Below are 21714 nucleotides of genomic sequence, written 5' to 3' on the forward strand. Positions count from 1 at the left end.
CTTGTCGTACTGCATCTGAAACAGGGGCGCTGGATGGCCGGACGCCCACTGGGACACACAACCACTGACGAGGAAGAGCGCATGGATGTCGCTGCACGCAGGAACAGGACGTTGTTTCGTTGGATCATGGTGACGCTGCTGGCGGCGTTGTTGCCGTTTGCAGCACTGGCGCAGCCCGCAGCCGGGCAGGCCGATGGCGCCGAAGCCGCCACCGCCGCGGAAGAGGCGCAGTGCCGCGCCTGTACCTATGAGCGCATTGGAACCAAGGTCGATATCGGCCTGGTGGCACTGGTGTCGCTGCTGGTGGTGGGCCTGCTGACCGCGGCGTCGCGGGAATGGGGCACTACCTCGCAGCGCTGGACCTGCCGCACGCTGGCCCTGCTGCTGGTGGGTGTCGGTGTGGCGTTGCTGTGGTGGGCTGGCAGCGTCGTCTACCTGGGCTACAACCCGTGGCAGGAAATGGCCGCCCCCGTCGATGGCTCGCTCACCTCGACACTGCTCAGTACCTCGCCGAAGTGGTTGGCGGCACTGGTGCTGATCGGCTTGGCGCCTTCCATCTGGAAGCGCAGCGAGCGCCTGCCGGCCTGGCGTATCGGCTGACACTGGAACGGCGGCGCCGGATCACACCCGGCGCCGCCTGCGGCAATCAGTCAAAGCGCCAGCGCATGCCCGCATAGACGCCACGACCTTCGCCCGGGGTCGAGCGCGCGACATCCTTGCCGGCGTCGTCGTAACCCGGCGTGACCGTAGCGGCGTAGTGGCGGTTGCCGAGGTTGCGCATCTCCACCCAGGCCTGCCAGCGGCCACCGGGTGCGTCGTAGCCGATGCGGCTGCCGAAGATCACATGGCTGTCGGCCCAGTAGCTGTTGGCGTAGTCGACGGCGATGCGAGAGGCGTATTCGGTATTGAGCGCGGCGTACAGGCCGGATGCATGATCGAAGCGCAGCTCGGCCTGGTAGGCGTGGCGCGGCAGGCCGGGCAGGCGGTTGCTGCCGAAACGCGCGTCGTGGCGGTAGCGGAAATCGCTGAAGGTATAGGCCTGGCGAAGCGACAGCCGGCCCGGTGCAGCCTGCCACAGCGTGCTGTCCAATCCGGCCTCGATGCCGCGGTGAACGGTGGGGCTGGCGTTGTTCTCGGCGATGAACAGGTTCGGCACCGGTTGCAGTTCAACGCTCAGCAGTTCGTGGTTCACGTGCGCGTAGTAGCCGGTCAGTTCCCAGCGGCCCAGCGCCGCGTCACCGCGCGCGCCCAGTTCCAGCGTGGTGGCGGTCTGGTTCTGCATCGGCACCGGCGCGCGCTGGCGGCCGGTAGACGGGCCATTGCCTGGCCCGAAGTACTGGTTCGAGCCCCAGATCATCGACCACGGGTGCGGCGCCTCCACCGAGCGGCTGAGGTTGCCGAACCACTGGGTCTGGGCGCTGTGCTGCCAGGTGAAGCCCAGTCGCGGCGCATGGTCCCAGTCGTGGTCGCGCAGGCGGCCACCGCTGCTCGGCCAGGTCACCTGCACATCGCGACGGGTGTTGATCAGTGCCAGCCCGGCCTGCATGCGCAGGCGGTCATTGAAGGTGAGGGTGTTGCCGACGTGCAGCGTGCTGTCGGTGCCGTGGTGCCGGAAGTCACGCGTGCGCGTGCCGGCGGCATAGCCGTTGCTGGCAAAGCGCAGCGACTCGCGCACATCGGCGTCCAGATCGTGGGTGACGCGCAGGCCGACCGTGGTTTCGCTGTCCAGGCCGAACAGCCGGTGGCGGCGGCGGTAGTCCAGCGTGGCGTTGAGGTTGGCGTAGTCCAGCTGCTGCCGGTACAGGCTCTCGTTCAAGTCCATCGGGTACGTGTGATAGACCAGCCCGGCCTGCAACGAGGAGTCTTCATCGATCTGCAGCGTGGTGACGTTGCCCACCCAGGTGCTGCCCGGCTGCGGGCGACGCGCATCGATGGCCAGGTTGGCCGCATTCGCGGCACGCGGATCGTTACGGATCTGATCGCGGGTCAGGCGACCGGGCGTTTCATGATTGGTTTCGCGGTAGCGCACGAAGAAACGCGTCTGCAGGTCGGGCGTGATCTGCCAGCCGATGTTAGCCATCGCGCCCTTGCCGTCGCCGCGCGCATGACGCTGGTAACCGTCGAATTCGGTATCGGTGTAGGCCAGGAAGTAGTCGACATCACCACTGACGCCGCCCCAGCTGATGCCGCGCTTCTGGTAGCCACGGCTGCCGGCTTCGTAGTGCAGCTGCACGCCCGCCGAATCACGACCGCTGCGGCTGACGTAGTCGATGGCACCGCCCAGCGCCAGCGCGCCACGCTCGAAGCCGTTGGCGCCGCGCAGCACTTCCACGCGCGACAGCCACAGCGGTTCCAGCAGCTCGTAGGGCGTGCCGCCCGGGCCGGTCAGTGGCAGGCCGTCGATCGACACCGCAATGCCCGAGGCGTGCGCGCCCGGGCCCCGGTTGATGCCCGAGCCACGGATCGAGATCTTGGTGCCCTCATTACCCGGCGACTGCGCGCTGATACCCGGCTGGTAGGCCAGCACATCGGCGCTGGTGGATAGTCGGCTGTCGGCCTTGGCCACGTCGATGACGTTGCTGGCGCCGGGGATGCGCTTCAGGGCCTCGCGCGCCTGCGCGCTGGCATCGGCGGCAGCGGTGACCTGCACGGCATCGAGGGTGGTGGCCTGCGGGGCGGCGGCGGCGGTGGAAGCCAGGGCGAGGGAAACAGCCAGGAACAGCAGCGACGGGTGGGGGCGGTACGACGGAAGCGACATGCGGGAATGCTGTAAACCACGAAAGTTGCGCGCAAGTTAACAGGTCGGCAGCGCCGCGTCACCCGCCGGCGGCGTATGGCCGCCCGCCGTGTTCCTGTAGAGCCGAGCCCACGCTCGGCTAATCGCGCGCAGCGCGGGTTGTCTGCCATCGCGGCGAAGAGCAGCCGAGCACGGGCTCGGCGCTACAGCAGGGTTTATGGCGAGGGCTTCGCCAGCTTCTTGGCCTTCGCGTACAGCCGATCAGCCGCTTCCCTCTCCCCCAATGCAGCGTGGCACTCGGCCAGGCTGTCCCACGTGTTGGCGGACTGCGGATACAGCTCGGTGTTCAGCGCGAACACCTTCAGCGCCTTGCGTGCACCGAGGCTTTCGCGGATGGCATAGCCATCACTGTTGATCGCACGTTCCAGTTCGCCGTTGGGAACGCCATTGCTGTCGCGCAGCCAGCTACGCATCTGCGGTTTCGCATCGGTGCTGTCATCCAGCGCATAGCCGATCAGCCGCTCGGACAACACCGCATGCGGAAACTCCCCGGGCGCAACCACCGCCATCGCGCTCTCCACCAGCGTGCTGGACCAGACATTGCGGGCGCTGCCATTGGTCAGGTACACGAACACCCAGTAACCGTTGGCCAGCGTGCCCTTGTAGGCCAACCGCGCACGAACGCGGGTGCCGCCATCATGACCGACCTGGGTGTAGCCATCGCTGCGGGTGGTATCCCAACCGGTGGAGAAGAAATTGCTGCCGCCACCGCTCAGCTTCTGCGGCTGCCAGAGTTTTTCCAGGGTCGCCGTGCGCACCAGCTTGCCGGTCGCCAGCGCCTGCAGGAAACGGTTCATGTCGCCCACGGTGGTCTGCAGGTCGGCATGCCCCCAGCCGTAGTTGGGCCAGGGATCTTCATTGGCCGGTTGCAACGCGCCATCCTTGCCGATGTACGGCACCGCCGCGCGCTCGACCGGCACGTTGGCGATGCCCCATGACGTGCTGGTCATCTTCAATGGCTGCAGGATGCGTTCGCGCGCGATGGCCGGGTAGGGCGTGCGGTAGTGTGCTTCCAGCAGCGCTGTCAGCACCAGGTAGTTGGCCTGGGTGTACTGCACGCGGCTGCCGGTGGCGAACTGCATCGGTGCCGCACCGGCCACCTTCAGTGCCGCGCCAAGGTCAGGCGCTACACCGGGGTAGCCCTTGCTCACCCAGCGGTTATCCACCCGGTCGTAGTACTCGCCGATGCCGGAGCTGTGGTTGAGGAAATCACGCACGTGGATCGCCTGCCATGCAATCGGCAGGCCCGGCACGTAGCGGCTGGCCGGCGCATCCAGATCCACCTTGCCCTGATCGACCAGTTGCATCACCAGCGTGCTGGTCAGCAGCTTGGCCATCGACTGCGCGGCGAAGATGGTCTCGACGGTGGCAGGGGCATGGGCAGCGGGATCACGTTCACCGCTGGCGCCCTGGTAGAGCACCTGGCCGTTGTGTGCGACCAGTACCGCCTGGCCGGCGATGCCGTAGCGCTCGCGGTTGCTCTGCAGTTGGGCGTCTAGCTGAGTGGAGAGATTGGTGGGGACGTCACGCGCCGAAGCGGGCGGGATCGCAAACAGCGTGCAGAGCAATGCGGCAGCGAGCGTGCGGTACATCGCGGTGATCCATCAGCGGTGATGGCGCATGTTGGTCACGACCGACGAGCGGGTCAAGGCCGCCGATTCCCGCATCGGGGAGAGCCGGCCAGCGGCCGGCACTACCACACGTTTCGGTAGTGCCGGCCCCTGGCCGGCACCTCCGTGATCAGCCGAGGATCCCAGGCAGATCCAGTCCCTTTTCCTTCGCGCAGTCGATCGCGATGCCATACCCCGCATCGGCATGGCGCATCACGCCAGTGGCCGGGTCGTTCCACAGCACGCGGCCAATCCGCTTCGCCGCCGCTTCGGTGCCATCACAGACAATCACCATGCCGGCGTGCTGCGAGAAGCCCATGCCCACGCCGCCACCGTGGTGCAGCGACACCCACGTCGCGCCGCTGGCGGTGTTGAGCAGGGCGTTCAGCAGCGGCCAGTCGGACACCGCATCGGAGCCGTCGGCCATCGCTTCGGTTTCGCGGTTCGGCGAGGCGACGCTGCCACTGTCCAGATGGTCGCGACCGATCACCACCGGCGCCTTCAGTTCGCCGTTGGCGACCATCTCGTTGAACGCCAGGCCGAGTCGATCGCGATCACCCAGGCCGACCCAGCAGATGCGTGCCGGCAGGCCCTGGAACTTGATCTTCTCGGCGGCCATGTCCAGCCAGCGGTGCAGGTGCGGGTTGTCCGGAATCAGTTCCTTCACCTTTGCATCGGTCTTGGCGATGTCTTCCGGATCACCGCTCAGTGCGGCCCAGCGGAACGGGCCGATGCCGCGGCAGAACAGTGGACGGATATAGGCCGGCACGAACCCCGGGAAATCGAAGGCATTGGCCACGCCTTCTTCCAGTGCCATCTGCCGCAGGTTGTTGCCGTAGTCCACGGTCGGCACGCCCAGCGCGTGGAAGCCGAGCATGGCGCGGATGTGGTTGGCCATCGATGCACGCGCAGCCTTCTCCACTTCCTTCGGTGCACTCACACGCTTCTCGTCCCACTGCTCGACCGTCCAGCCCTGTGGCAGGTAGCCATTCACCGGGTCGTGTGCAGAGGTCTGGTCGGTCAGCAGGTCCGGCTTCACGCCGCGCTTGAGCAGTTCGGCCAGCACATCGGCAACGTTGCCGAGCAGGCCCACCGACTTCGGCGTGCCGGCCTTGCACGACTCGTCGATCAGGCGCAGCGCTTCGTCCAGATTATCGGTCCAGGTGTCGAGGTAGCCGGTGCGCAGGCGCATGTCGATGCTGCTCTTGCGGCACTCAACGGCCAGGCAGGAGGCGCCGGCCATCACGGCAGCCAGCGGCTGTGCACCACCCATGCCGCCGAGGCCACCGGTGAACAGCCACTTCCCGGTCAGGTCGCCGCCGAAATGCTGGCGCCCCATTTCCACGAAGGTCTCGTAGGTGCCCTGCACGATGCCCTGCGCACCGATGTAGATCCAGCTGCCGGCGGTCATCTGGCCGTACATGGCCAGGCCTTTCCTATCCAGCTCGTTGAAGTGGTCCCAGTTGGACCAGCGCGGCACCAGGTTGGAATTTGCGATCAGCACGCGCGGCGCGTCGGCGTGGGTGCGGAACACGCCTACCGGCTTGCCCGACTGCACCAGCAGGGTCTGGTCGTCGTCCAGGCGCTTGAGCGTCTCGACGATGGCATCGAAGCTTTCCCAGTCGCGCGCGGCGCGGCCGATGCCGCCGTACACCACCAGTTCCTGCGGGCGCTCGGCCACGTCCGGGTGCAGGTTGTTCATCAGCATGCGCAGCGGCGCTTCGGTCAGCCAGCTTTTGGCGTTGAGCGTGGTGCCGGTCGGCGCGGCAATGGTGCGGGACGGGTCGTTGCGGGTCATGCGGCGCTCCGGTTCGTAGCGAATTCAAGGCAGGCGTTGAGCACCTGCGCCAGGGTGTGGCGCAGCGGTGCGGCGTGGGCGGGGTCGAGCGGGGTGGGCCAGCTGTGTTCGTCCACCTGGCCGGGCAGCGGCTCGTGCATGTAGCCGCGGCAGGCAAGTTCCATCTGCAGGCTGTGCACGCCGCCCGGGATGTTGCTGTAGTGGCGGGTGATCCAGCCGCCCTTGAAGCGGCCGTTGCGCACTTGGCTCATGCCACTGAGCGCCAGCAGGTTCTCCACCACATCGCTCAAGGCGTTGTCGCAGGAGGTGTCCGGTGCACCGGAGGGGCCGGCGGTACCCAGGTTGAACTGCGGCAGCTCGCCTTCGAACAGGTGCGGGATGTGTGAGCGGATCGAGTGCGCGTCGTACACCACCACGGTACTGTGGTGTGCGCGCAGGCGCGTGATCTGCGCCGCCAGCGCATCGTGGTAAGGCAGGAAATACGTGTCGCGGCGACGGGCGATTTCCGCTTCGTCCGGTTCGCGCCCGGCGTGATACAGCGGCTGGTTGTCGAAGGTGGTCAGCGGGCACAGGCCGGTGGTGTTCTGCCCCGGATACAGCGAGACGCCGCTGGGATCGCGGTTGAGGTCGATTACCGAACGCGAGATCGCCGAGCGCACCGTGGTCGCGCCCATGCCACGCACGAAGTCGTACAGGTCGTGTACCCACCAGTCTGCGTCGCGGCGGGCCAGCCACGGTGAGTGGTAGTCGCCGATCAGGTCGTGCGGCAGCTCGCTGCCGGTATGCGGGAAGCTGACGATGAGGGGGGCATCGCCCTCGTGCACCGTCAGCCATTCGGGATGGGTATTCATGCCTGCGGTTCCACGGTTGGCAGCAGGTCGGTCAGGCCCTGCGCCAGCGCGCCGCTGCGCACCAGATTCGTGGCGGTCACCATGTCCGGATGGAAGTAGCGGTCTTCTTCCAGTGTCGGCACCTGCGCACGCAGGGTGGCGCGCACGCTTTCCAGCGCGGCACTGGAGCGCAGCGGGGCGTGGAAGTCGCAGCCCTGCGCAGCGGCCAGCAGTTCGATGCCGATCACGTTGGCCGCGTTCTCGGCCATCTGCATCAAGCGGCGCGCACCGTGCGCGGCCATCGACACATGGTCTTCCTGATTGGCCGAGGTCGGGATCGAGTCAACGCTGGCGGGGTAGGCGCGCTGCTTGTTTTCCGAGACCAGCGCCGCGGCAGTCACCTGCGGAATCATGAAACCGGAATTCAAACCGGGGCGCGGGGTCAGGAAGGCGGGCAGGCCGGACAGCGCCGGGTCCACCAGCATCGCCAGGCGGCGCTCGCTGATCGAACCGATCTCGCACACCGCCATCGCCAGCATGTCGGCCGCGAAGGCCACCGGCTCTGCGTGGAAGTTGCCACCGGACAACGCTTCGCCGGTATCGGTGAACACCAGCGGATTGTCAGAGACGCCGTTGGCTTCGATTTCCAGCGTGGTCGCGGCCTGGCGCAGGATGTCCAGCGCCGCGCCCATCACCTGCGGCTGGCAGCGCAGGCAGTACGGATCCTGCACGCGCACGTCGTTGTCACGGTGTGATTCGCGGATGTCCGAGCCCTGCATCAGCGCGCGCAGAGTGGCGGCGGTGGCGATCTGCCCGCGCTGGCCGCGGATCGCGTGGATGCGCGGGTCGAAGGGCGTGTCGGAACCCTTGGCAGCTTCCACCGACAGCGCGCCGGTCACCAGTGCGGCCTGGAACACGGTTTCGATCTCGAACAGGCCGGCCAACGCATAGGCGGTGGAGAACTGGGTGCCGTTGAGCAGCGCCAGGCCTTCCTTCGCGCCCAGTTCGATCGGCTGCAGGCCGGCACGTGCCAGTGCGTCGGCTGCCGGTAGGCGCTCGTCACCGATGAAGGCTTCGCCTACGCCCAGCATCACGCTGGCCAGGTGCGAGAGCGGCGCCAGGTCACCCGAGGCACCCACCGAGCCCTGCGCGGGCACCACCGGCAGCACGCCCTTGACCAGCATCGCTTCCAGCAGCAGCAGGGTTTCCTCGCGGATGCCCGAAGCACCCTGCGCCAAGCTGACCAGCTTCAGCGCCATCATCAGGCGCACCACGCTGGCCGGCATCGGCTCGCCCACGCCAGCGGCATGCGAGAGCACGATGTTCCGCTGCAGCGTGGCCAGATCTTCGCGCTCGATGCGCACGCTGGCCAGCTTGCCGAAGCCGGTGTTGATGCCATACACCGGCGCGCCCTTGGCGACGATGGCGGCCACCGCCGCCGCACTGGCGCGCACCACCGGCAGCGCGGCCGGGTCCAGTGCAAGCGGCGCACCGCGATAGACCTGCCGCCACTGGGCGAGAGTGACATGGCCGGGGCGAAGAACCAGGGTGTTGCTCATGTGTTGCTCCAGGAGGCAGGCAGGTCGGGCTGTCCGCGCACCACGCGCGCGTGCAGCGGGTTGAATCCAATGCGATAGACCAGGTCGGCGGGGGCATCGATGTCCCAGATCGCCAGGTCGCAGTCCATGCCCACCGCCAGGCGGCCGATGCGCTCGCCATGGCCCAGTGCGCGCGCCGCTTCACGGGTGAAGCCGGCGATGCACTCGTCCACGGTCAGGCGGAACAGGGTGGCGCCCATGTTCATCGCCAGCAGCGGGCTGGTCAGCGGCGAAGTGCCCGGGTTGCTGTCGGTGGCCAGCGCCAGCGGTACGCCGGCCGCACGCAGTGCGGCGATCGGCGGCAGGGTGGTATCGCCGGTGAAATAGAAGGCACCGGGCAGCAGCACGGCGACGGTACCGGCAGCGGCCATCGCGGCGATGCCGGCATCGTCCAGATGTTCGACATGGTCGGCCGACAGTGCCCCGAAGCGGGCCGCCAGTTCGGCGCCATGCTGGTTACTCAGCTGCTCGGCGTGGATCTTCACCGACAGCCCGTTGGCGCGCGCCGCTTCAAAGACCTGGCGCGCCTGCGCCGGCGAGAAGGCGATGTTCTCGCAGAACACATCCACCGCTTCGGCCAGGCCTTCGGCGGCGATGGCCGGAATCATCACGTTGCACACCTCGTCGGTGTATTCCTGTGCTTCGCGGCCTGGCGGAACCGCGTGTGCGCCGAGGAAGGTGGTTACCACGTTGACCCGGCATTCCTCGCCCAGCGCACGCGCCACCTGCAGCTGCTTGCGCTCGTCGGGCAGGGTCAGGCCGTAGCCGGACTTGATCTCGAGGGTGGTCACGCCCTCGGCGCGCATCGCCAGCAGGCGTGGCCGGCTTTCGCGGGCCAGCTGTTCCGGCGTGGCGGCACGGGTGGCGCGCACGGTGGAAACGATGCCGCCGCCGGCACGGGCGATCTCGGCATAGCTGACGCCCTGCAGGCGCTGCTCGAACTCGTTGGCGCGGTTGCCGGCGTAGACCAGGTGGGTATGGCAGTCGATCAGGCCGGGCGAAATCCAGCGGCCTTCGCCGTCGATGCGGGTGGTCGGCTGCAGGTGGGCATCGCTGCCGGCCGCGCCGACATGGACGATGCGGCCGTCGGCGCAGGCCAGGACGCCATCGCGGATGACACCCAGCCCTTCGCCATCGAGGGTGATCAGGTGGACGTTGGACCAGAGGGTATCGACGTGCATGGCATCCACAACGCGGCTGTGCTTATATGTCTATACAATATAGGCGTCCATTTCGGGTTGTCCAGCCATGTCCGATTCGCGTTCCCCGCACAGTTTCCATGCCGCCCACGCCCTGCTGGCCGAGGGTTGGGTCCGCGATGTCCGCCTGCAGGTGCAGGACGGTCGCATCGCGGCCATCAGCACGGGGCAGGGCGCGCAGGCGGGCGACACCCGGGTCGGCATCCTGGTGCCGGGCCTGCCCAACCTGCACAGCCATGCCTTCCAGCGCGGCATGGCCGGGCTGACCGAGATCGGCGGCGGCGACGGTGACAGCTTCTGGAGCTGGCGCGAGCTGATGTACCGTTTCCTGGCCCACCTGCGCCCAGACGCGGTGCAGGCCATTGCCGCCCAGGCCTATATGGAAATGCTGGAAAGTGGCTTCACCCGCGTCGGCGAGTTCCATTACCTGCACCACGATGCCGACGGCCGGCCGTATACCAACCGCGCCGAGATGAGTGCGCGGATCGCCGCCGCCGCCGACCAGACCGGCATTGGCTTGACCCTGCTGCCGGTGTTCTATGCACATGCCGATTTCGGCGGGGCGGCGCCGAATCCAGCGCAGCGGCGCCTGATCCACGACGTGGACGGCTTCGCGCAGCTGCTGGAGGCCGCCAAGCCGGCCTTGGCCGCGCTGCCCGACGCGGTGCTCGGCATCGCACCGCACAGCCTGCGTGCGGTCACCGGCGAGGAACTGAGTGCGTTGCTGCCGCTGACCGACGGCCCGGTGCACATCCATATCGCCGAGCAGGTGCGCGAAGTGGAGGCCTGCCTGGCCTGGAGCGGCCAGCGCCCGGTGCAGTGGCTGTACAACCATGCGCCGGTGGATGCGCGCTGGTGCCTGGTGCATGCCACCCATATCACTGATGACGAGCGCGCGGCCATCGTCGCCAGCCAGGCCGTGGCCGGCCTGTGCCCGATCACCGAGGCCAACCTGGGCGACGGCCTGTTCCCGATGCAGGCGTTCGCGCGCGAGGGCGGGCGCTTCGGCGTCGGTTCCGATTCCAATGTGCTGATCGACGCGGCCGAAGAACTGCGCCTGCTCGAGTACGGCCAGCGGCTTACCCTGCGCGGTCGCAACGTACTGGCCCCGGATGCCACCCGCAGCACCGGCCGCTTCCTGTTCGAAGGCGCACTGCACGGTGGCGCACAGGCGCTGGGCGTGGCCGCCGGCCTGCAGGTCGGCGCCAGTGCCGACCTGGTTGAACTGGACGCCGCACACCCGGCGCTGCAGGCGCGACAGGATGACGCATGGCTTGACAGCTGGGTGTTCGCCGCACGTAATGGCGCGCTGCGATCGGTCTGGCGCCATGGCCGCCAGTGCGTGGCCGAGGGCCGCCACCTGCAGCGCGAGGCGATCACCAGCGCCTTCGCTGCCGCCCTGCGCGGCGTGCTGGGCTGATCGCCTACCGCCACCGAGACCCCATTACGTGAAGGCCAGCAAGTCCGCCACGCTCAACCAGCGTATCCGCAGCGATCTGGAAAGCCGCATCCTCAGTGGAGAGTGGGCGCCGGGCTTCCGGATTCCGTACGAGCACGAGTTGATGGAGCAGTACGGATGCTCGCGGATGACGGTGAACAAGGTGCTGACCGCACTGGCCGAGAGCGGCATGATCGAGCGCCGCCGTCGCGCGGGTTCGTTCGTGGCGCGTCAGCCACCGCACCTGGAGCAGGTGGCGCTGGAGATTCCCGATATCGCGATGGAAGTCGGCTCGCGGGGACATCAGTACGCCTATCGACTGCTGCAGCGCGACCTGCGCCTGGCCGATGCCGGCAATGCCGGCGAAGTCGAGCTGGCCGGCAGCGAAATGCTGCTGGCGATGCGCTGCCTGCACCTGGCCGATGGCCGCCCGCTGGCACTGGAGCACCGCCTGATCAGCCCGGTGGGCGTGCCCGAGGTGTTGGAGGTCGACTTCAGCACCACCGCCCCGGGCAGCTGGCTGCTGCAGAACGTGTCCTGGACCCGTGCCCAGCATCGCATCAGTGCCTGGGGCGCGGATACTGCCACCGCCAGGCTGCTGGATGTGAAGCCCAGTACCGCCTGCCTGGTGATCGAACGCCTGACCTGGCGTGGCGAACAGCCGATCACCCGCGTTCGCCAGGTGTTCCTGGGGGATGCCTGGGACCTGGTGGCGCGCTTCGCGCCGGGCGCGCGATAGGGATTCCATCCACGCATGGCGTGGATCTACCCTGCCGAAACGACTGTCGCCTTGAACTCTGTCGGGGCGTGTGTGCGATGTGTATCGTCGCTGCATGAAGAGCAGGGACCTCATCCGGGAACTGGAAGCGGCAGGTTGGATCTGTCGTCGGATCCGCGGATTCCATCATGTATTCGTGCACTCGCAGCACCCTCACATCATCACCGTTCCTCACCCAAGGAAGGATCTGGGGAAAGGGCTGGTGCAGGCGTTGCGGAAGCTCGCAGGACTGACGTAGGAGGGCCCATGCGATATCCAGTCTTGATCGAGGCAGGCGATGAGCGCACCGCGTGGGGTGTGGTCGTTCCAGATCTGCCGGGGTGCTTCTCGGCGGCCGACACGCTTGACGATGCGCTCAGCGCTGCCGAGGAAGCTGCACTCGCCTGGATTGATGCGGCCCTGGATGAGGGGCGCTCGATTCCGACACCTTCCGCGCCGCAGAAGATCGCCGCCGAGGCATCCAAGGACCTCCGTTGGATTCTTGCGTACATCTGCATTGATCCGGCTCTGCTGGACGATACCATCGAGCGGGTCAATATCAGCCTGCCACGCCGGATCCTGGCGAGGCTGGATGCGCAGGCCAGAGCGGCGGGTGAATCGCGCTCCAGTTACATCGCCCATCTCGCGGCATTGGGCTGAGCTGGCGCCATGTGGAGCCGAGCCGATGCTCGGCTGCTGTTCGCGTGTGGCTCAACTCTGCAAAGGCATCCACGCGTGGCGTGGATCTACCAAGGGGTCGCGCATCGGGGTTCAGTAAATCCACGCCACGCGTGGATGCGGCCCCATCAGTACGTGGCGCACTGCCGCCAGCGCACCGGCTCATCCACGCCGGGGCGGGCGTTGAGCTGGATGCGCACGTTGCGCAGGGCGGGGTAGTGCAGCACTTCCTCGCAGACCTGCGGCCAGACCTTTTCCAGTTCGCCGGTGCGGTTGATCGCCAGCGTCTGCCGGGTCAGCCAGACACCGCTGGCGATGCCGGGCTTGCCGGCCAGGGCGCGGGCCAGATCGGCCTGGAAGCGCTCCAGCGTGGCGGCATCCGGGTTGGGATTGCTGCGCGCGTCGGCTGAGGGCGCGGCTGGTGCAGGCGCAGCGGCCGGCGGCGTGGTGGCGGGGGCCGGCGCCGGTTCGGGTGCCGCTTCAACCACAGGCGCAACCGGCGCGGGGGTATCCGCCACCTCGGCAACAGGCGCGGTGTCCTGCACATGCAAGCCTTGCAGGCTCAATCCCACCAGCAGGCCCAGCGTGACCGCGCCGAGCGCGGCAATGGCGATCCGGCGCAGGGCTTCATGGCGGGCGCTGGCGCGCACACGGGTTTCGATTTCCGCCGGCAGGTAGGGCTGCAGCAGCGGCCACAGGCGTGGACCGTCCAGCACCTCGACCGCCTGCTTCTCGGCAGCGCTGCGCCCGTCGCGTTCCATCCGGCCTTCGGTCAGTAGCACGCCACCCTTGGCGCCGGCCAGGCGCGCGGCCGCACCCAGTTCGTTCACTGCGGCGGTGCCGATGCGGTAGGCCAGGCCGTGCTTGCACGACACCAGCCATTGATTGGGGCCATCGCTGAGCAGGAAGTCGCTGCTCGGCTCGCGGGCATCTTCGGCCGGATCGATCAGCTCACGCAGGCCGCGCTGTTCGCGCAGCATGCGCTTGACCAGAACCGAGAATTCGCGCCAGTGCATGCCTGCCAGAGCCTGCAGGCCGAGTTGCATCTCCTTCTGCCGCCGCTTGATCCACCACAGATAGACAACGGCCAGGGAACAGGTAAGCAGGGCCGACAGCAGGGCCAGGATCCAGGGGAGCATGCAGGAGTAGGGCGGAAGGGGCGAAAGCGGAGAGCGACAGTGTAAAGGTCGCGGTGCCCGGCTGGGTCAGGATGTTCCTGACAGGAAGCGTGATGGAGCGCGCAGATCGGTATACGGCGGACACGAAAAACCCGCCAATCCTGAAGCCGTGAGGGGAGGGAACAAACGGCAGCCGAAGCGATTGGCGGGTTGCTCGCGATTGTTAATCAAAATTTATTGCATTGCAACAATTGCGCTCAGGGAATGCTGTCCGGCGATTGATGGCTGCCCGGGGCGGGGGCATCTGCACCCGAAGCTGCCCGGTTTTCCAGCCTGGCCAGGCGCGCGTGCAGGGCATCGATGCGGGCTTCCAGCGCGGTCACCTCGTCGGCAGTGGGTACATGCAGGCGCTTGAGCACGCCCTGTACCTGGTCATCAAAGGCCTTCTCGACCTTGTTCCAGGTGCCGGAGGCCTTCTCGCGGGCCTCGTCCAGTGAGGTTTCGACGTTGTCACGCCAGCCCGGGCCCTGTTCGCCGCTGCGTTCACGGCGGCGGGCTTCCCAGGCTTCGCCTTCCTTCACCAGGCCGTCGAAGAAGCGGCTGCCCTCGGCCTGCGCGCGCCCCAGCGCACCCAGCCCGGCCAGCCAGACCTGTTGCGCCGAATCGCTGAGCTTGCGCGAGAAGCGCTCGGCCTGGTCACCGAAAGAGGCGTCGTCGTTGCGGCGGTCGTCGTTCTCGTAGTGGTTCATCGCACTTCCCGTGGGAGTTGGGCCTGCCCCGAGAGTAGCGCGCGGTGGCGTTGCACGGCCGTGATGGCCGCCGCCAGGATTCAGCCCAGCTTTTCCTTCAGCACGCGCTGGATCTCGCCTTCGACCATGCCCTTCATCGCCGACAGCAGGAAACCGAGCTTGGCGGTCACGCGCACGGCGCCCGGCTGCAGTTCGATCGCACCGTCCACACCGCTGCCGGAGAAGTTCAGGACGTCGGCGGTCCAGGACGACTTCAGGCCGAAGCGCTCGGACAGCTTGGCAGCGACCTGTTCGATCGCGGCGCGCGCCTGTGCGTCGGGCAGGGCGTGGGCGTGGCGGACATCGATGGTGGACATGCAGGCTCCTGGCGCAGGGCGGGGATGATCAAAGAGGGCGAGCATTGTGCGCATCAAGGGCCGCCGCGCCAAGCACTCATCGTGGGTTCTTCTTCGTTGGCGACCAACCTGCTAGGCTGCGCCGCGTGCAGAACCTGCTAGTTCACTTCAGTCAGCAACAACAGCCCGACCAGCCCCTGCGGCCCGGGGTGCAGCGCATCGTGCGCCAGGCCAACGGCAGCGTGCGGCTCGGTGATGCCGGCCACGGCGCCCTGCTGCTGGCCCAGTTCTGCATGGACGATCGCGGCCTCTGGCTGCAGGTCGGCAATGGCATCCGCGGCATCCACGTCAATGGTCGACCGGTGCGCCGGATGGCCCTGCTGCGCGCGGGCGATGCGGTATACGTGGATGGCGTGGAGATGGTGCTGCAGGGCGAAGTCGAGAGCCTGCTGCAGGCGCCTGCGCCGAAGAACGAGGATGGCAGCGACGAGCAGCAACGACTGCTGCGCGGTGTCGGTGGCCTGCACCATGGCCGCAGTTTCACCCTGTCGCAGGCCCGCCTGATCGGCCGCGGCAACGAGGCCGACATCGCCATCGATGACCCGGCCTTCGCCGAACAGCATGCCCGCGTGGAAGTGCACGGCGAGCGCGTGCTGCTGCGCGACCTGGGCAGCGCCGACGGTACCCGGGTCAACGGCGTGGCCGTGCGCCACTGCTGGCTGCAGGCCGGCGACCAGGTCGTGTTCGATGGCCAGCACCGGTTCGTGCTGGAAGTGCCGCACGATCCGCGCCGGCGGCCGCTGCCCGCCGAGGACGACGCCAGCCACGAGGCCGAGCAGGCGCCGGTGCTGCCGGCCGCGCCGCGCAGGGTCCGGCGCTGGCCGTGGCTGCTGGTGAGTGCGCTGCTGCTGGCCGCACTGCTCAGCCTGCTGCTCTGGTTCGGCGCGCGCTGATCTGAATCCGCTGGGTCCGCGCCCTGGTGGGTGCCGACCTTGATCGGCACGCTCCGTCGGCGGGCTTGACGCCTGGCAGCACACGGCTTTGGTAGGTGCCGACCTTGGTCGGCACGCTTGTTCGGCGGGCATGACGCCTGACGGCGTACGCCGACCAAGGTCGGCGACTACCGGGGCTTTGCTGCTGATCTGAATCCGCTGGGTCCGCGCCCTGGTGGGTGCCGACCTTGGTCGGCACGCTTGTTCGGCGGGCATGACGCTTGACGGCGTACGCCGACCAAGGTCGGCGACTACCGGGGCTTTGCTGCTGATCTGAATCCGCTGGGTCCGCGCGCTGGTGGGTGCCGACCTTGATCGGCACGCCTCTTCGGCGGGCATGACGCCCGACGGCGCATGGCTTTGGTAGGTGCCGACCTTGGTCGGCACGCTTTTTCGGCGGGCATGACGCCTGACGGCGTACGCCGACCAAGGTCGGCGACTACCAGCGCCACGCCGGCGGCGAATGGATTCCAATGAAACCAAATTTCCCTTGCCGCACTAGGCCGCAAGGCTGGTGCACTGCGGCATACTAGGGGTCTTGCCCCACAGGTGTGACATGACGCGCGCGTTCAACTTCAGTGCCGGCCCTGCGACCTTGCCGGAATCGGTCCTGCGCCAGGCGCAGGCGGAAATGCTGGACTGGCATGGTAGTGGTGCCTCGATCGTGGAAATGAGCCATCGCGGCGCGGAATTCATGTCCGTGGCCGCCGAGGCCGAGGCCGACCTGCGCCGCCTGCTCGATATCCCCGACGACTACGCGGTGCTGTTCCTGTCCGGTGGTGCCACCACCCAGCAGGCGCTGATCCCGCTCAACTTCGCCAGCCCCGGCCAGCGCGCCGACTACGTGGTCAGTGGCCATTGGGGAAAGACTGCGGTCAAGCAGGCCGGCGTCTACGTCGACGTCAACATTGCCGCCAGCAGCGAGCCCGACGGCTATCGCACGCTGCCGCCCCGCGCCGACTGGCAGCTCTCGCCCGACGCCGCCTATGTGCACATCACCGCCAACGAGACCATCCACGGCGTCGAGTTCCGTGATGTGCCGGATACCGGCGATGTGCCGCTGGTGGCGGACTTCAGCTCGTCCATCGCCAGCGAGCCGCTGGATGTACGCCGCTACGGTGTGATCTATGCCGGCGCGCAGAAGAACCTGGGCCCGGTCGGCATCGCAGTGATGATCGTCCGCCGCGATCTGCTCGAGCGCACTGGCCAGCCGCGCGCGGACATCTTCGATTACCGCTCGCATGTCGCCCGCGATTCGATGCTCAACACCCCGCCGACCTGGAACTGGTACCTGGCCGGCCTGGTGTTCAAGTGGATGCTGGCCGAAGGCGGCGTGGCCGAATTCGCCAGGCGCAATGCCGCCAAGGCGGCACTGGTGTACGGCGCCATCGATGGCTCCGGCGGCTTCTACCGCAACGAGGTCGCGCATGCGGCACGCTCGCGGATGAACATCCCGTTCTTCCTGCCCGATGCCGGGCTTGATGCCCGCTTCGTCGCCGAAGCCAAGGCTGCCGGCCTGCTGGCGCTGAAGGGACACAAGGTGGTCGGGGGCATCCGTGCGTCGCTGTACAACGCCATGCCGCTGGCCGGGGCCGAGGCGCTGGTCGCCTTCATGGCCGATTTCCAGCAGCGTCACGGCTGAGCAATGAACGGCGCGCACCGTCGGGTGCGGGTCCCGCAACAAGGAATTCCGATGGCAAGCAGCAAATCCAGCAAGAAGGCGCCGAAGAAGGCCGAACCGGCCAAGGACAGCGCGCCCAGCAAGGCGAAGGGCAAGGCCAAGGCCGCCTCGAACCCGGCACCCACCCTGGCACCGCTGGCGCTGGCCGATGTGCGCTCGAAGATCGACCAGATCGACCGTGACATCCAGAGCCTGATCGCCGAGCGCGCGCGCTTCGCCCACCAGGTCGGCAAGGCCAAGGGCAAGCTGGCCGCCGCTGTCGACTACTACCGCCCCGAGCGCGAAGCGCAGGTGCTGCGCATGGTGGTGGACCGCAATGAAGGCCCGCTCAGCGACGAGCTGCTGGTGCATGTCTATCGCGAGATCATGTCGGCCTGCCTGGCCCAGCAGGAGCCGCTGAAGATCGGCTACCTCGGCCCGGAAGGCACCTTCAGCCAGCAGGCCGTGCTCAAGCACTTCGGCCGCTCCGCGCTGGGCCTGCCGATGGCCAGCATCGAGGAAGTGTTCCAGGAAGTGGAAGCGGGCAACGCCGATTTCGGCGTGGTGCCGGTGGAGAATTCGGGACAGGGCACCATCCAGATCACCCTGGACATGTTCCTGACCTCCAACCTGAAGATCTGTGGCGAAGTGGAACTGCGCGTGCAGCAGTACCTGATGTCGCGCAGCGGCCGCATCGAGGACATCGAGCGCATCTACGCACACCCGCAGTCGTTCATGCAGACCTCGGCGTGGCTGCGCGCCAACCTGCCGAAGGCCGAGAAGATTCCGGTATCCAGCAACGCCGAAGGCGCGCGTCGCGCGCGCAACGCCGATGATGCGGCGGCCATCGGTGGCGAGAGCGCCGGCCACGTGTACGGCCTGAAGAAGGTGGTCACCAAGCCGATCCAGAACGATGCCGACAACACCACCCGCTTCCTGGTGGTGGGTCGCAACATCTTCCCGACCTCCGGCCACGATCGCACGTCGGTGCTGGTGTTCATCCATGACAAGCCCGGTGCGCTGTTCGATGTGCTCAGCCCGTTCGCCCGCCACGGCATCAGCATGAACCGCATCGAGTCGCGGCCGTCGCACCACGGCAAGTGGGAATACGGCTTCTTCATCGATCTGGCCGGCCACATCGACGACGCGCCGATGCAGGCGGCGCTGGCCGAACTGGAAGCGCACTCGGCGCAGATCAAGGTGCTGGGCTCCTACCCGGTGGCCGTGCCCTGAGTGCTGCTGTGGCGGCCCTGGCCGCCGCTCCCTGATGCATCGCCGGCGCTGCCGGCGTTTACGGAACGATCGAACGATGAGCAACGCGCAACACTGGATCGCCCGCAAGGGCCAGCCGCTGCAGGGCAGCCTGACCATTCCCGGCGACAAGTCGGTCTCGCACCGCTCGGTGATGTTCGCCGCGCTGGCCGATGGCACTTCGCATATCGAAGGCTTCCTGGAAGGCGAGGACACCCGCGCCACCGCGCGCATCTTCAGCCAGCTGGGTGTGCGCATCGAAACCCCCAGCCCGTCGCAGCGCATCGTGCATGGTGTGGGTATCGACGGCCTGAAAGCACCGGAGGCACCGCTGGACTGCGGCAATGCCGGCACCGGCATGCGCCTGCTGGCCGGCCTGCTGGCGGGCCAGGCGTTCGACTGCACGCTGATCGGCGATGAGTCGCTGTCCGGCCGCCCGATGCGCCGTGTCACCGGCCCGCTGTCGCAGATGGGCGCAAGGATCGATACCCAGGACGACGGCACGCCGCCGCTGCACGTGCATGGCGGCCAGACGCTGCATGGCATCGACTTCGCCTCGCCGGTGGCCAGCGCACAGATCAAGTCGGCCGTGCTGCTGGCCGGCCTGTACGCGCAGGGCGAAACCCGCGTGGTGGAACCCCACCCGACCCGCGACTACACCGAACGCATGCTGTCCGCCTTCGGCGTGGACATCGAATTCTCGCCGGGCGAGGCGCGCCTGCGGGGCGGCCAGCGCCTGCGCGCCACGGACATCGTGGTGCCGGCCGACTTCTCTTCGGCCGCGTTCTACCTGGTCGCCGCCAGCATCATTCCCGGTTCCGAACTGCGCCTGAAGCAGGTCGGCCTGAACCCGCGTCGCACCGGCCTGCTGCACGCGCTGCGCCTGATGGGGGCGGATATCAGCGAAGAGAATCCGGCCGAGCAGGGCGGTGAGCCGGTGGCCGATCTGGTGGTGCGCTACGCTCCGCTGAAGGGCGCGCGTATTCCCGAAGCACTGGTGCCGGACATGATCGACGAGTTCCCGGCGCTGTTCGTGGCCGCCGCCGCCGCCGAAGGCCAGACCGTGGTGAGCGGTGCTGCCGAACTGCGGGTGAAGGAATCCGATCGTCTTGCGGCGATGGCCACTGGCCTGCGCGCGCTGGGCATGCAGGTGGACGAGACCGAGGATGGCGCCACCCTGCACGGCGGGGCTCGGCTGGGGAGTGGCACCATCGAAAGCCACGGCGACCATCGCATCGCCATGGCATTCGCCATTGCCGGCCAGATCAGCGACGGCGAAGTGCGCATCAACGACATCGCCAACGTCGCCACGTCCTTCCCGGACTTCGATGGCCTGGCGCGCAGCGCCGGCTTCAACCTGGCCTGATCGGCGGATCGCGTTTTCCGGTAGGTGCCAACCTTGGTTGGCACGCTCACATCACCCGGTAGGTGCCAACCCTGGTTGGCACGCTCACATCACCCGGCAGGTGCCAACCCTGGTTGGCACGCCTCTCCAGATAAAAGGACGGAGGCCGAAGCCTCCGTCTAAACATCACGAACCCCTCGTCCGCGATCAACGCTGTTCGGTACGGAAATCCACCGGGACCCGCACCACACTGGCCACTGCACGGCCTTCATGCATCGCCGGCTGGAACTTCCAGTTCTGCACGGCGCTCAGCACCGCGCGATCCAGGTCACGGCTGCGTTCGCCGCTGCGCGAAACAATCGCGGCATTGGTCACCTGGCCGCGGCTATCGACATTCAGGCTGGCGATCACGCTGCCCTGTACGCCATTACGCAGCGCGGCGGCGGGGTAGGTCGGCTTGATGTTGCCTGCCAGCGGGCGCGCCTCGCGATTGCGTACCGCAGGGGCGGCTTTGCGCTGGTTGCCGACCGGTGCGGCCTGGCGGGCCGCCGGCTCCTGCGCGTCGGCCACCGGCGCCTGCTCGGGGGCGGGCAGCATGCGCTCGCCGACCGGTGCCGGCGCCACGTCTTCCTGATTCGAGTGACGCAGCCAGAGCAACGCGGCGGCAAACATCGCCACGATCAGCGCGATCCACATCCAGGGCGACGTGGGCTTGTGCTGTTCGCTGGCGTCCTGCTGCAGCTGCGGCGAATGAAGGTCTTCGTGGGTGGTGGCGGTCATCGCAAACTCCTTCCGTCAATGGACGACGGGGAGAGTGTTGCGCGGGCCAGTGGCGGGAAGTGTCAGCGTTGCGTCAACGTCACCGGCAGGGTTCAGGTTGCCTGCCGGGAAACGTTCAGTTACTGGGTCTTGAAGTCGAACGGCACTTCAATGCTGCCCGGTACGGCCTGGCCGTTGCTCTGCGCCGGGGTGAAACGCCAGCGGCGCACGGCGTCGGTGGCGGCACGGTCGAGCTCGCGTGAGCCGCTGCGCTGGATCACCGTGGCATTGTTCGGGTAGCCGGTGGCATCCACGTCCACGCGCACCACCACGCTGCCGGTCTCGCCCGCGCGCAGGGCCGCGGCCGGGTAGGCCGGCGGCGGCGACTGGCCGGCAATCGGCATCGGTTGGCTGTTGCCGGTGGCGGCTGGCGCAGGGCTCGGCGTGGCCGGGGCCGGTTCAGCGATGGGCGCCGGCGGCGGCGGGGCGGTTTCGACCAGCTTCGGGGCGTCGTCCTCTACCGGGGCCGGCTTGGCATCGGGCATGTCGCTGGAGCCTGCGGCGGCGGCCAGCGGCTCCGGCAGCGGTTCCACCTGCGCGGTCTCCTGCGGGGTCTGCGCGGCCGGATCGGCACGGAAGAACTCCTTGTCGCGGCCGGTCAACCAGACCAGCACGAACAACAGCACGCCCACGCCGAAAGCGATGCCGGCGATCTTCAGGGCGTTGCGCGGGATATGCACAGTGAACGACTTGGCGGACGACGAGCGGGGTGCAGACATGGACCGGACCAGTACGGAATA

General features: G+C 67.7%; 20 protein-coding genes. 9 read left to right on the forward strand and 11 right to left on the reverse strand.

The genetic code is table 11. The features are described from left to right. The first annotated feature begins 81 nt into the window (after positions 1–81). Complete coding sequence (locus AC5P5W_RS07950; RefSeq protein WP_197574912.1) at positions 82–600, forward strand: hypothetical protein; 519 nt, start codon at positions 82–84, stop codon at positions 598–600. Positions 601–646: 46 nt separating this feature from the next. On the opposite strand, the gene AC5P5W_RS07955 is transcribed toward AC5P5W_RS07950, so the two are convergent. The 6 genes from AC5P5W_RS07955 to hutI all read right to left on the reverse strand — a co-directional run bounded on the left by AC5P5W_RS07955 (position 647) and on the right by hutI (position 9814). Then, entirely contained in the window at positions 647–2758 is a 2112-nt protein-coding gene (locus AC5P5W_RS07955) for a TonB-dependent receptor domain-containing protein (protein WP_197574910.1), read from the reverse strand. A gap of 194 nt (positions 2759–2952) precedes the next feature. After that, entirely contained in the window at positions 2953–4389 is a 1437-nt protein-coding gene (locus tag AC5P5W_RS07960; RefSeq protein WP_197574908.1) for a serine hydrolase, read from the reverse strand. Between the two features lie 148 nt (positions 4390–4537). Continuing rightward, positions 4538–6205, reverse strand: coding sequence for a urocanate hydratase (hutU, locus tag AC5P5W_RS07965; protein ID WP_075076616.1), 1668 nt, complete (start codon positions 6203–6205; stop codon positions 4538–4540). Continuing rightward, entirely contained in the window at positions 6202–7056 is an 855-nt protein-coding gene (hutG, locus tag AC5P5W_RS07970; RefSeq protein WP_049420801.1) for an N-formylglutamate deformylase, read from the reverse strand. Before hutG ends, hutU begins: the two co-directional genes overlap by 4 nt. Continuing rightward, positions 7053–8594, reverse strand: coding sequence for a histidine ammonia-lyase (gene hutH / locus AC5P5W_RS07975; protein ID WP_197575130.1), 1542 nt, complete (start codon positions 8592–8594; stop codon positions 7053–7055). The genes hutG and hutH overlap by 4 nt, the downstream gene beginning before the upstream one ends. Next, entirely contained in the window at positions 8591–9814 is a 1224-nt protein-coding gene (gene hutI / locus AC5P5W_RS07980) for an imidazolonepropionase (protein WP_197575129.1), read from the reverse strand. The genes hutH and hutI overlap by 4 nt, the downstream gene beginning before the upstream one ends. 67 nt (positions 9815–9881) lie before the next feature. On the opposite strand from hutI, the gene AC5P5W_RS07985 reads away from it, so the two are divergent. The 4 genes from AC5P5W_RS07985 (at position 9882) to AC5P5W_RS08000 (ending at position 12687) form a co-directional block, all read left to right on the forward strand. Beyond that, on the forward strand, positions 9882–11252 hold the full coding sequence (locus tag AC5P5W_RS07985; protein WP_049442480.1) for a formimidoylglutamate deiminase: 1371 nt from the start codon (positions 9882–9884) through the stop codon (positions 11250–11252). A gap of 28 nt (positions 11253–11280) precedes the next feature. Continuing rightward, positions 11281–12009: a histidine utilization transcriptional repressor HutC gene (gene hutC / locus AC5P5W_RS07990; RefSeq protein WP_495221017.1), complete on the forward strand. Its 729-nt coding sequence runs from the start codon at positions 11281–11283 to the stop codon at positions 12007–12009. A gap of 94 nt (positions 12010–12103) precedes the next feature. Next, on the forward strand, positions 12104–12286 hold the full coding sequence (locus AC5P5W_RS07995) for a type II toxin-antitoxin system HicA family toxin (RefSeq protein ID WP_197575127.1): 183 nt from the start codon (positions 12104–12106) through the stop codon (positions 12284–12286). A gap of 8 nt (positions 12287–12294) precedes the next feature. Beyond that, the gene (locus AC5P5W_RS08000) at positions 12295–12687 is read left to right on the forward strand and encodes a type II toxin-antitoxin system HicB family antitoxin (RefSeq protein ID WP_125892031.1); all 393 of its coding nucleotides are present in this window, start codon (positions 12295–12297) and stop codon (positions 12685–12687) included. Positions 12688–12833: 146 nt separating this feature from the next. On the opposite strand, the gene AC5P5W_RS08005 is transcribed toward AC5P5W_RS08000, so the two are convergent. The 3 genes from AC5P5W_RS08005 to AC5P5W_RS08015 all read right to left on the reverse strand — a co-directional run bounded on the left by AC5P5W_RS08005 (position 12834) and on the right by AC5P5W_RS08015 (position 14928). After that, complete coding sequence (locus tag AC5P5W_RS08005) at positions 12834–13844, reverse strand: restriction endonuclease (RefSeq protein ID WP_197575125.1); 1011 nt, start codon at positions 13842–13844, stop codon at positions 12834–12836. Positions 13845–14080: 236 nt separating this feature from the next. Next, positions 14081–14572: a phasin family protein gene (locus tag AC5P5W_RS08010; RefSeq protein WP_032961659.1), complete on the reverse strand. Its 492-nt coding sequence runs from the start codon at positions 14570–14572 to the stop codon at positions 14081–14083. 80 nt (positions 14573–14652) lie between these two features. Next, positions 14653–14928: a polyhydroxyalkanoic acid system family protein gene (locus AC5P5W_RS08015; RefSeq protein ID WP_005417302.1), complete on the reverse strand. Its 276-nt coding sequence runs from the start codon at positions 14926–14928 to the stop codon at positions 14653–14655. 125 nt (positions 14929–15053) lie between these two features. Here AC5P5W_RS08015 and AC5P5W_RS08020 point away from each other — a divergent pair, with 125 nt between their 5' ends. From AC5P5W_RS08020 to aroA, 4 genes are all read left to right on the forward strand, one after another. Beyond that, the gene (locus tag AC5P5W_RS08020) at positions 15054–15860 is read left to right on the forward strand and encodes an FHA domain-containing protein (protein ID WP_032961655.1); all 807 of its coding nucleotides are present in this window, start codon (positions 15054–15056) and stop codon (positions 15858–15860) included. Between the two features lie 595 nt (positions 15861–16455). Further along, entirely contained in the window at positions 16456–17541 is a 1086-nt protein-coding gene (serC, locus tag AC5P5W_RS08025; RefSeq protein WP_014647617.1) for a 3-phosphoserine/phosphohydroxythreonine transaminase, read from the forward strand. A gap of 51 nt (positions 17542–17592) precedes the next feature. After that, positions 17593–18792, forward strand: a complete 1200-nt coding sequence (gene pheA / locus AC5P5W_RS08030; protein WP_111207050.1) for a prephenate dehydratase — start codon at positions 17593–17595, stop codon at positions 18790–18792. 76 nt (positions 18793–18868) lie between these two features. Then, on the forward strand, positions 18869–20176 hold the full coding sequence (gene aroA, locus AC5P5W_RS08035) for a 3-phosphoshikimate 1-carboxyvinyltransferase (protein WP_014647615.1): 1308 nt from the start codon (positions 18869–18871) through the stop codon (positions 20174–20176). Positions 20177–20362: 186 nt separating this feature from the next. Here aroA and AC5P5W_RS08040 read toward each other — a convergent pair whose 3' ends face one another. Further along, positions 20363–20935 carry an energy transducer TonB gene (locus AC5P5W_RS08040; protein WP_046431429.1) on the reverse strand — a complete coding sequence of 191 codons (573 nt, stop codon included), beginning with the start codon at positions 20933–20935 and terminating at the stop codon, positions 20363–20365. A gap of 119 nt (positions 20936–21054) precedes the next feature. Next, a complete protein-coding gene (locus AC5P5W_RS08045; protein WP_032961647.1) occupies positions 21055–21693 on the reverse strand; it encodes an energy transducer TonB in 639 nt (212 codons plus the stop codon). Between the last annotated feature and the right edge of the window lie 21 nt (positions 21694–21714).

The sequence above is a fragment of the Stenotrophomonas sp. YJH_SMC_123 genome, assembly GCF_059368215.1.

Excerpts from the sequence above, each read along its gene's own strand:
- AC5P5W_RS07950 (WP_197574912.1), top strand. The coding sequence starts at position 82 with ATGGATGTCGCTGCACGCAGGAACAGGACGTTGTTTCGTTGGATCATG.
- AC5P5W_RS07955 (WP_197574910.1), bottom strand. The coding sequence starts at position 2,758 with ATGTCGCTTCCGTCGTACCGCCCCCACCCGTCGCTGCTGTTCCTGGCT.
- AC5P5W_RS07960 (WP_197574908.1), bottom strand. The coding sequence starts at position 4,389 with ATGTACCGCACGCTCGCTGCCGCATTGCTCTGCACGCTGTTTGCGATC.
- hutU (WP_075076616.1), bottom strand. The coding sequence starts at position 6,205 with ATGACCCGCAACGACCCGTCCCGCACCATTGCCGCGCCGACCGGCACC.
- hutG (WP_049420801.1), bottom strand. The coding sequence starts at position 7,056 with ATGAATACCCATCCCGAATGGCTGACGGTGCACGAGGGCGATGCCCCC.
- hutH (WP_197575130.1), bottom strand. The coding sequence starts at position 8,594 with ATGAGCAACACCCTGGTTCTTCGCCCCGGCCATGTCACTCTCGCCCAG.
- hutI (WP_197575129.1), bottom strand. The coding sequence starts at position 9,814 with ATGCACGTCGATACCCTCTGGTCCAACGTCCACCTGATCACCCTCGAT.
- AC5P5W_RS07985 (WP_049442480.1), top strand. The coding sequence starts at position 9,882 with ATGTCCGATTCGCGTTCCCCGCACAGTTTCCATGCCGCCCACGCCCTG.
- AC5P5W_RS07995 (WP_197575127.1), top strand. The coding sequence starts at position 12,104 with ATGAAGAGCAGGGACCTCATCCGGGAACTGGAAGCGGCAGGTTGGATC.
- AC5P5W_RS08000 (WP_125892031.1), top strand. The coding sequence starts at position 12,295 with ATGCGATATCCAGTCTTGATCGAGGCAGGCGATGAGCGCACCGCGTGG.
- AC5P5W_RS08005 (WP_197575125.1), bottom strand. The coding sequence starts at position 13,844 with ATGCTCCCCTGGATCCTGGCCCTGCTGTCGGCCCTGCTTACCTGTTCC.
- AC5P5W_RS08010 (WP_032961659.1), bottom strand. The coding sequence starts at position 14,572 with ATGAACCACTACGAGAACGACGACCGCCGCAACGACGACGCCTCTTTC.
- AC5P5W_RS08015 (WP_005417302.1), bottom strand. The coding sequence starts at position 14,928 with ATGTCCACCATCGATGTCCGCCACGCCCACGCCCTGCCCGACGCACAG.
- serC (WP_014647617.1), top strand. The coding sequence starts at position 16,456 with ATGACGCGCGCGTTCAACTTCAGTGCCGGCCCTGCGACCTTGCCGGAA.
- pheA (WP_111207050.1), top strand. The coding sequence starts at position 17,593 with ATGGCAAGCAGCAAATCCAGCAAGAAGGCGCCGAAGAAGGCCGAACCG.
- aroA (WP_014647615.1), top strand. The coding sequence starts at position 18,869 with ATGAGCAACGCGCAACACTGGATCGCCCGCAAGGGCCAGCCGCTGCAG.
- AC5P5W_RS08040 (WP_046431429.1), bottom strand. The coding sequence starts at position 20,935 with ATGACCGCCACCACCCACGAAGACCTTCATTCGCCGCAGCTGCAGCAG.
- AC5P5W_RS08045 (WP_032961647.1), bottom strand. The coding sequence starts at position 21,693 with ATGTCTGCACCCCGCTCGTCGTCCGCCAAGTCGTTCACTGTGCATATC.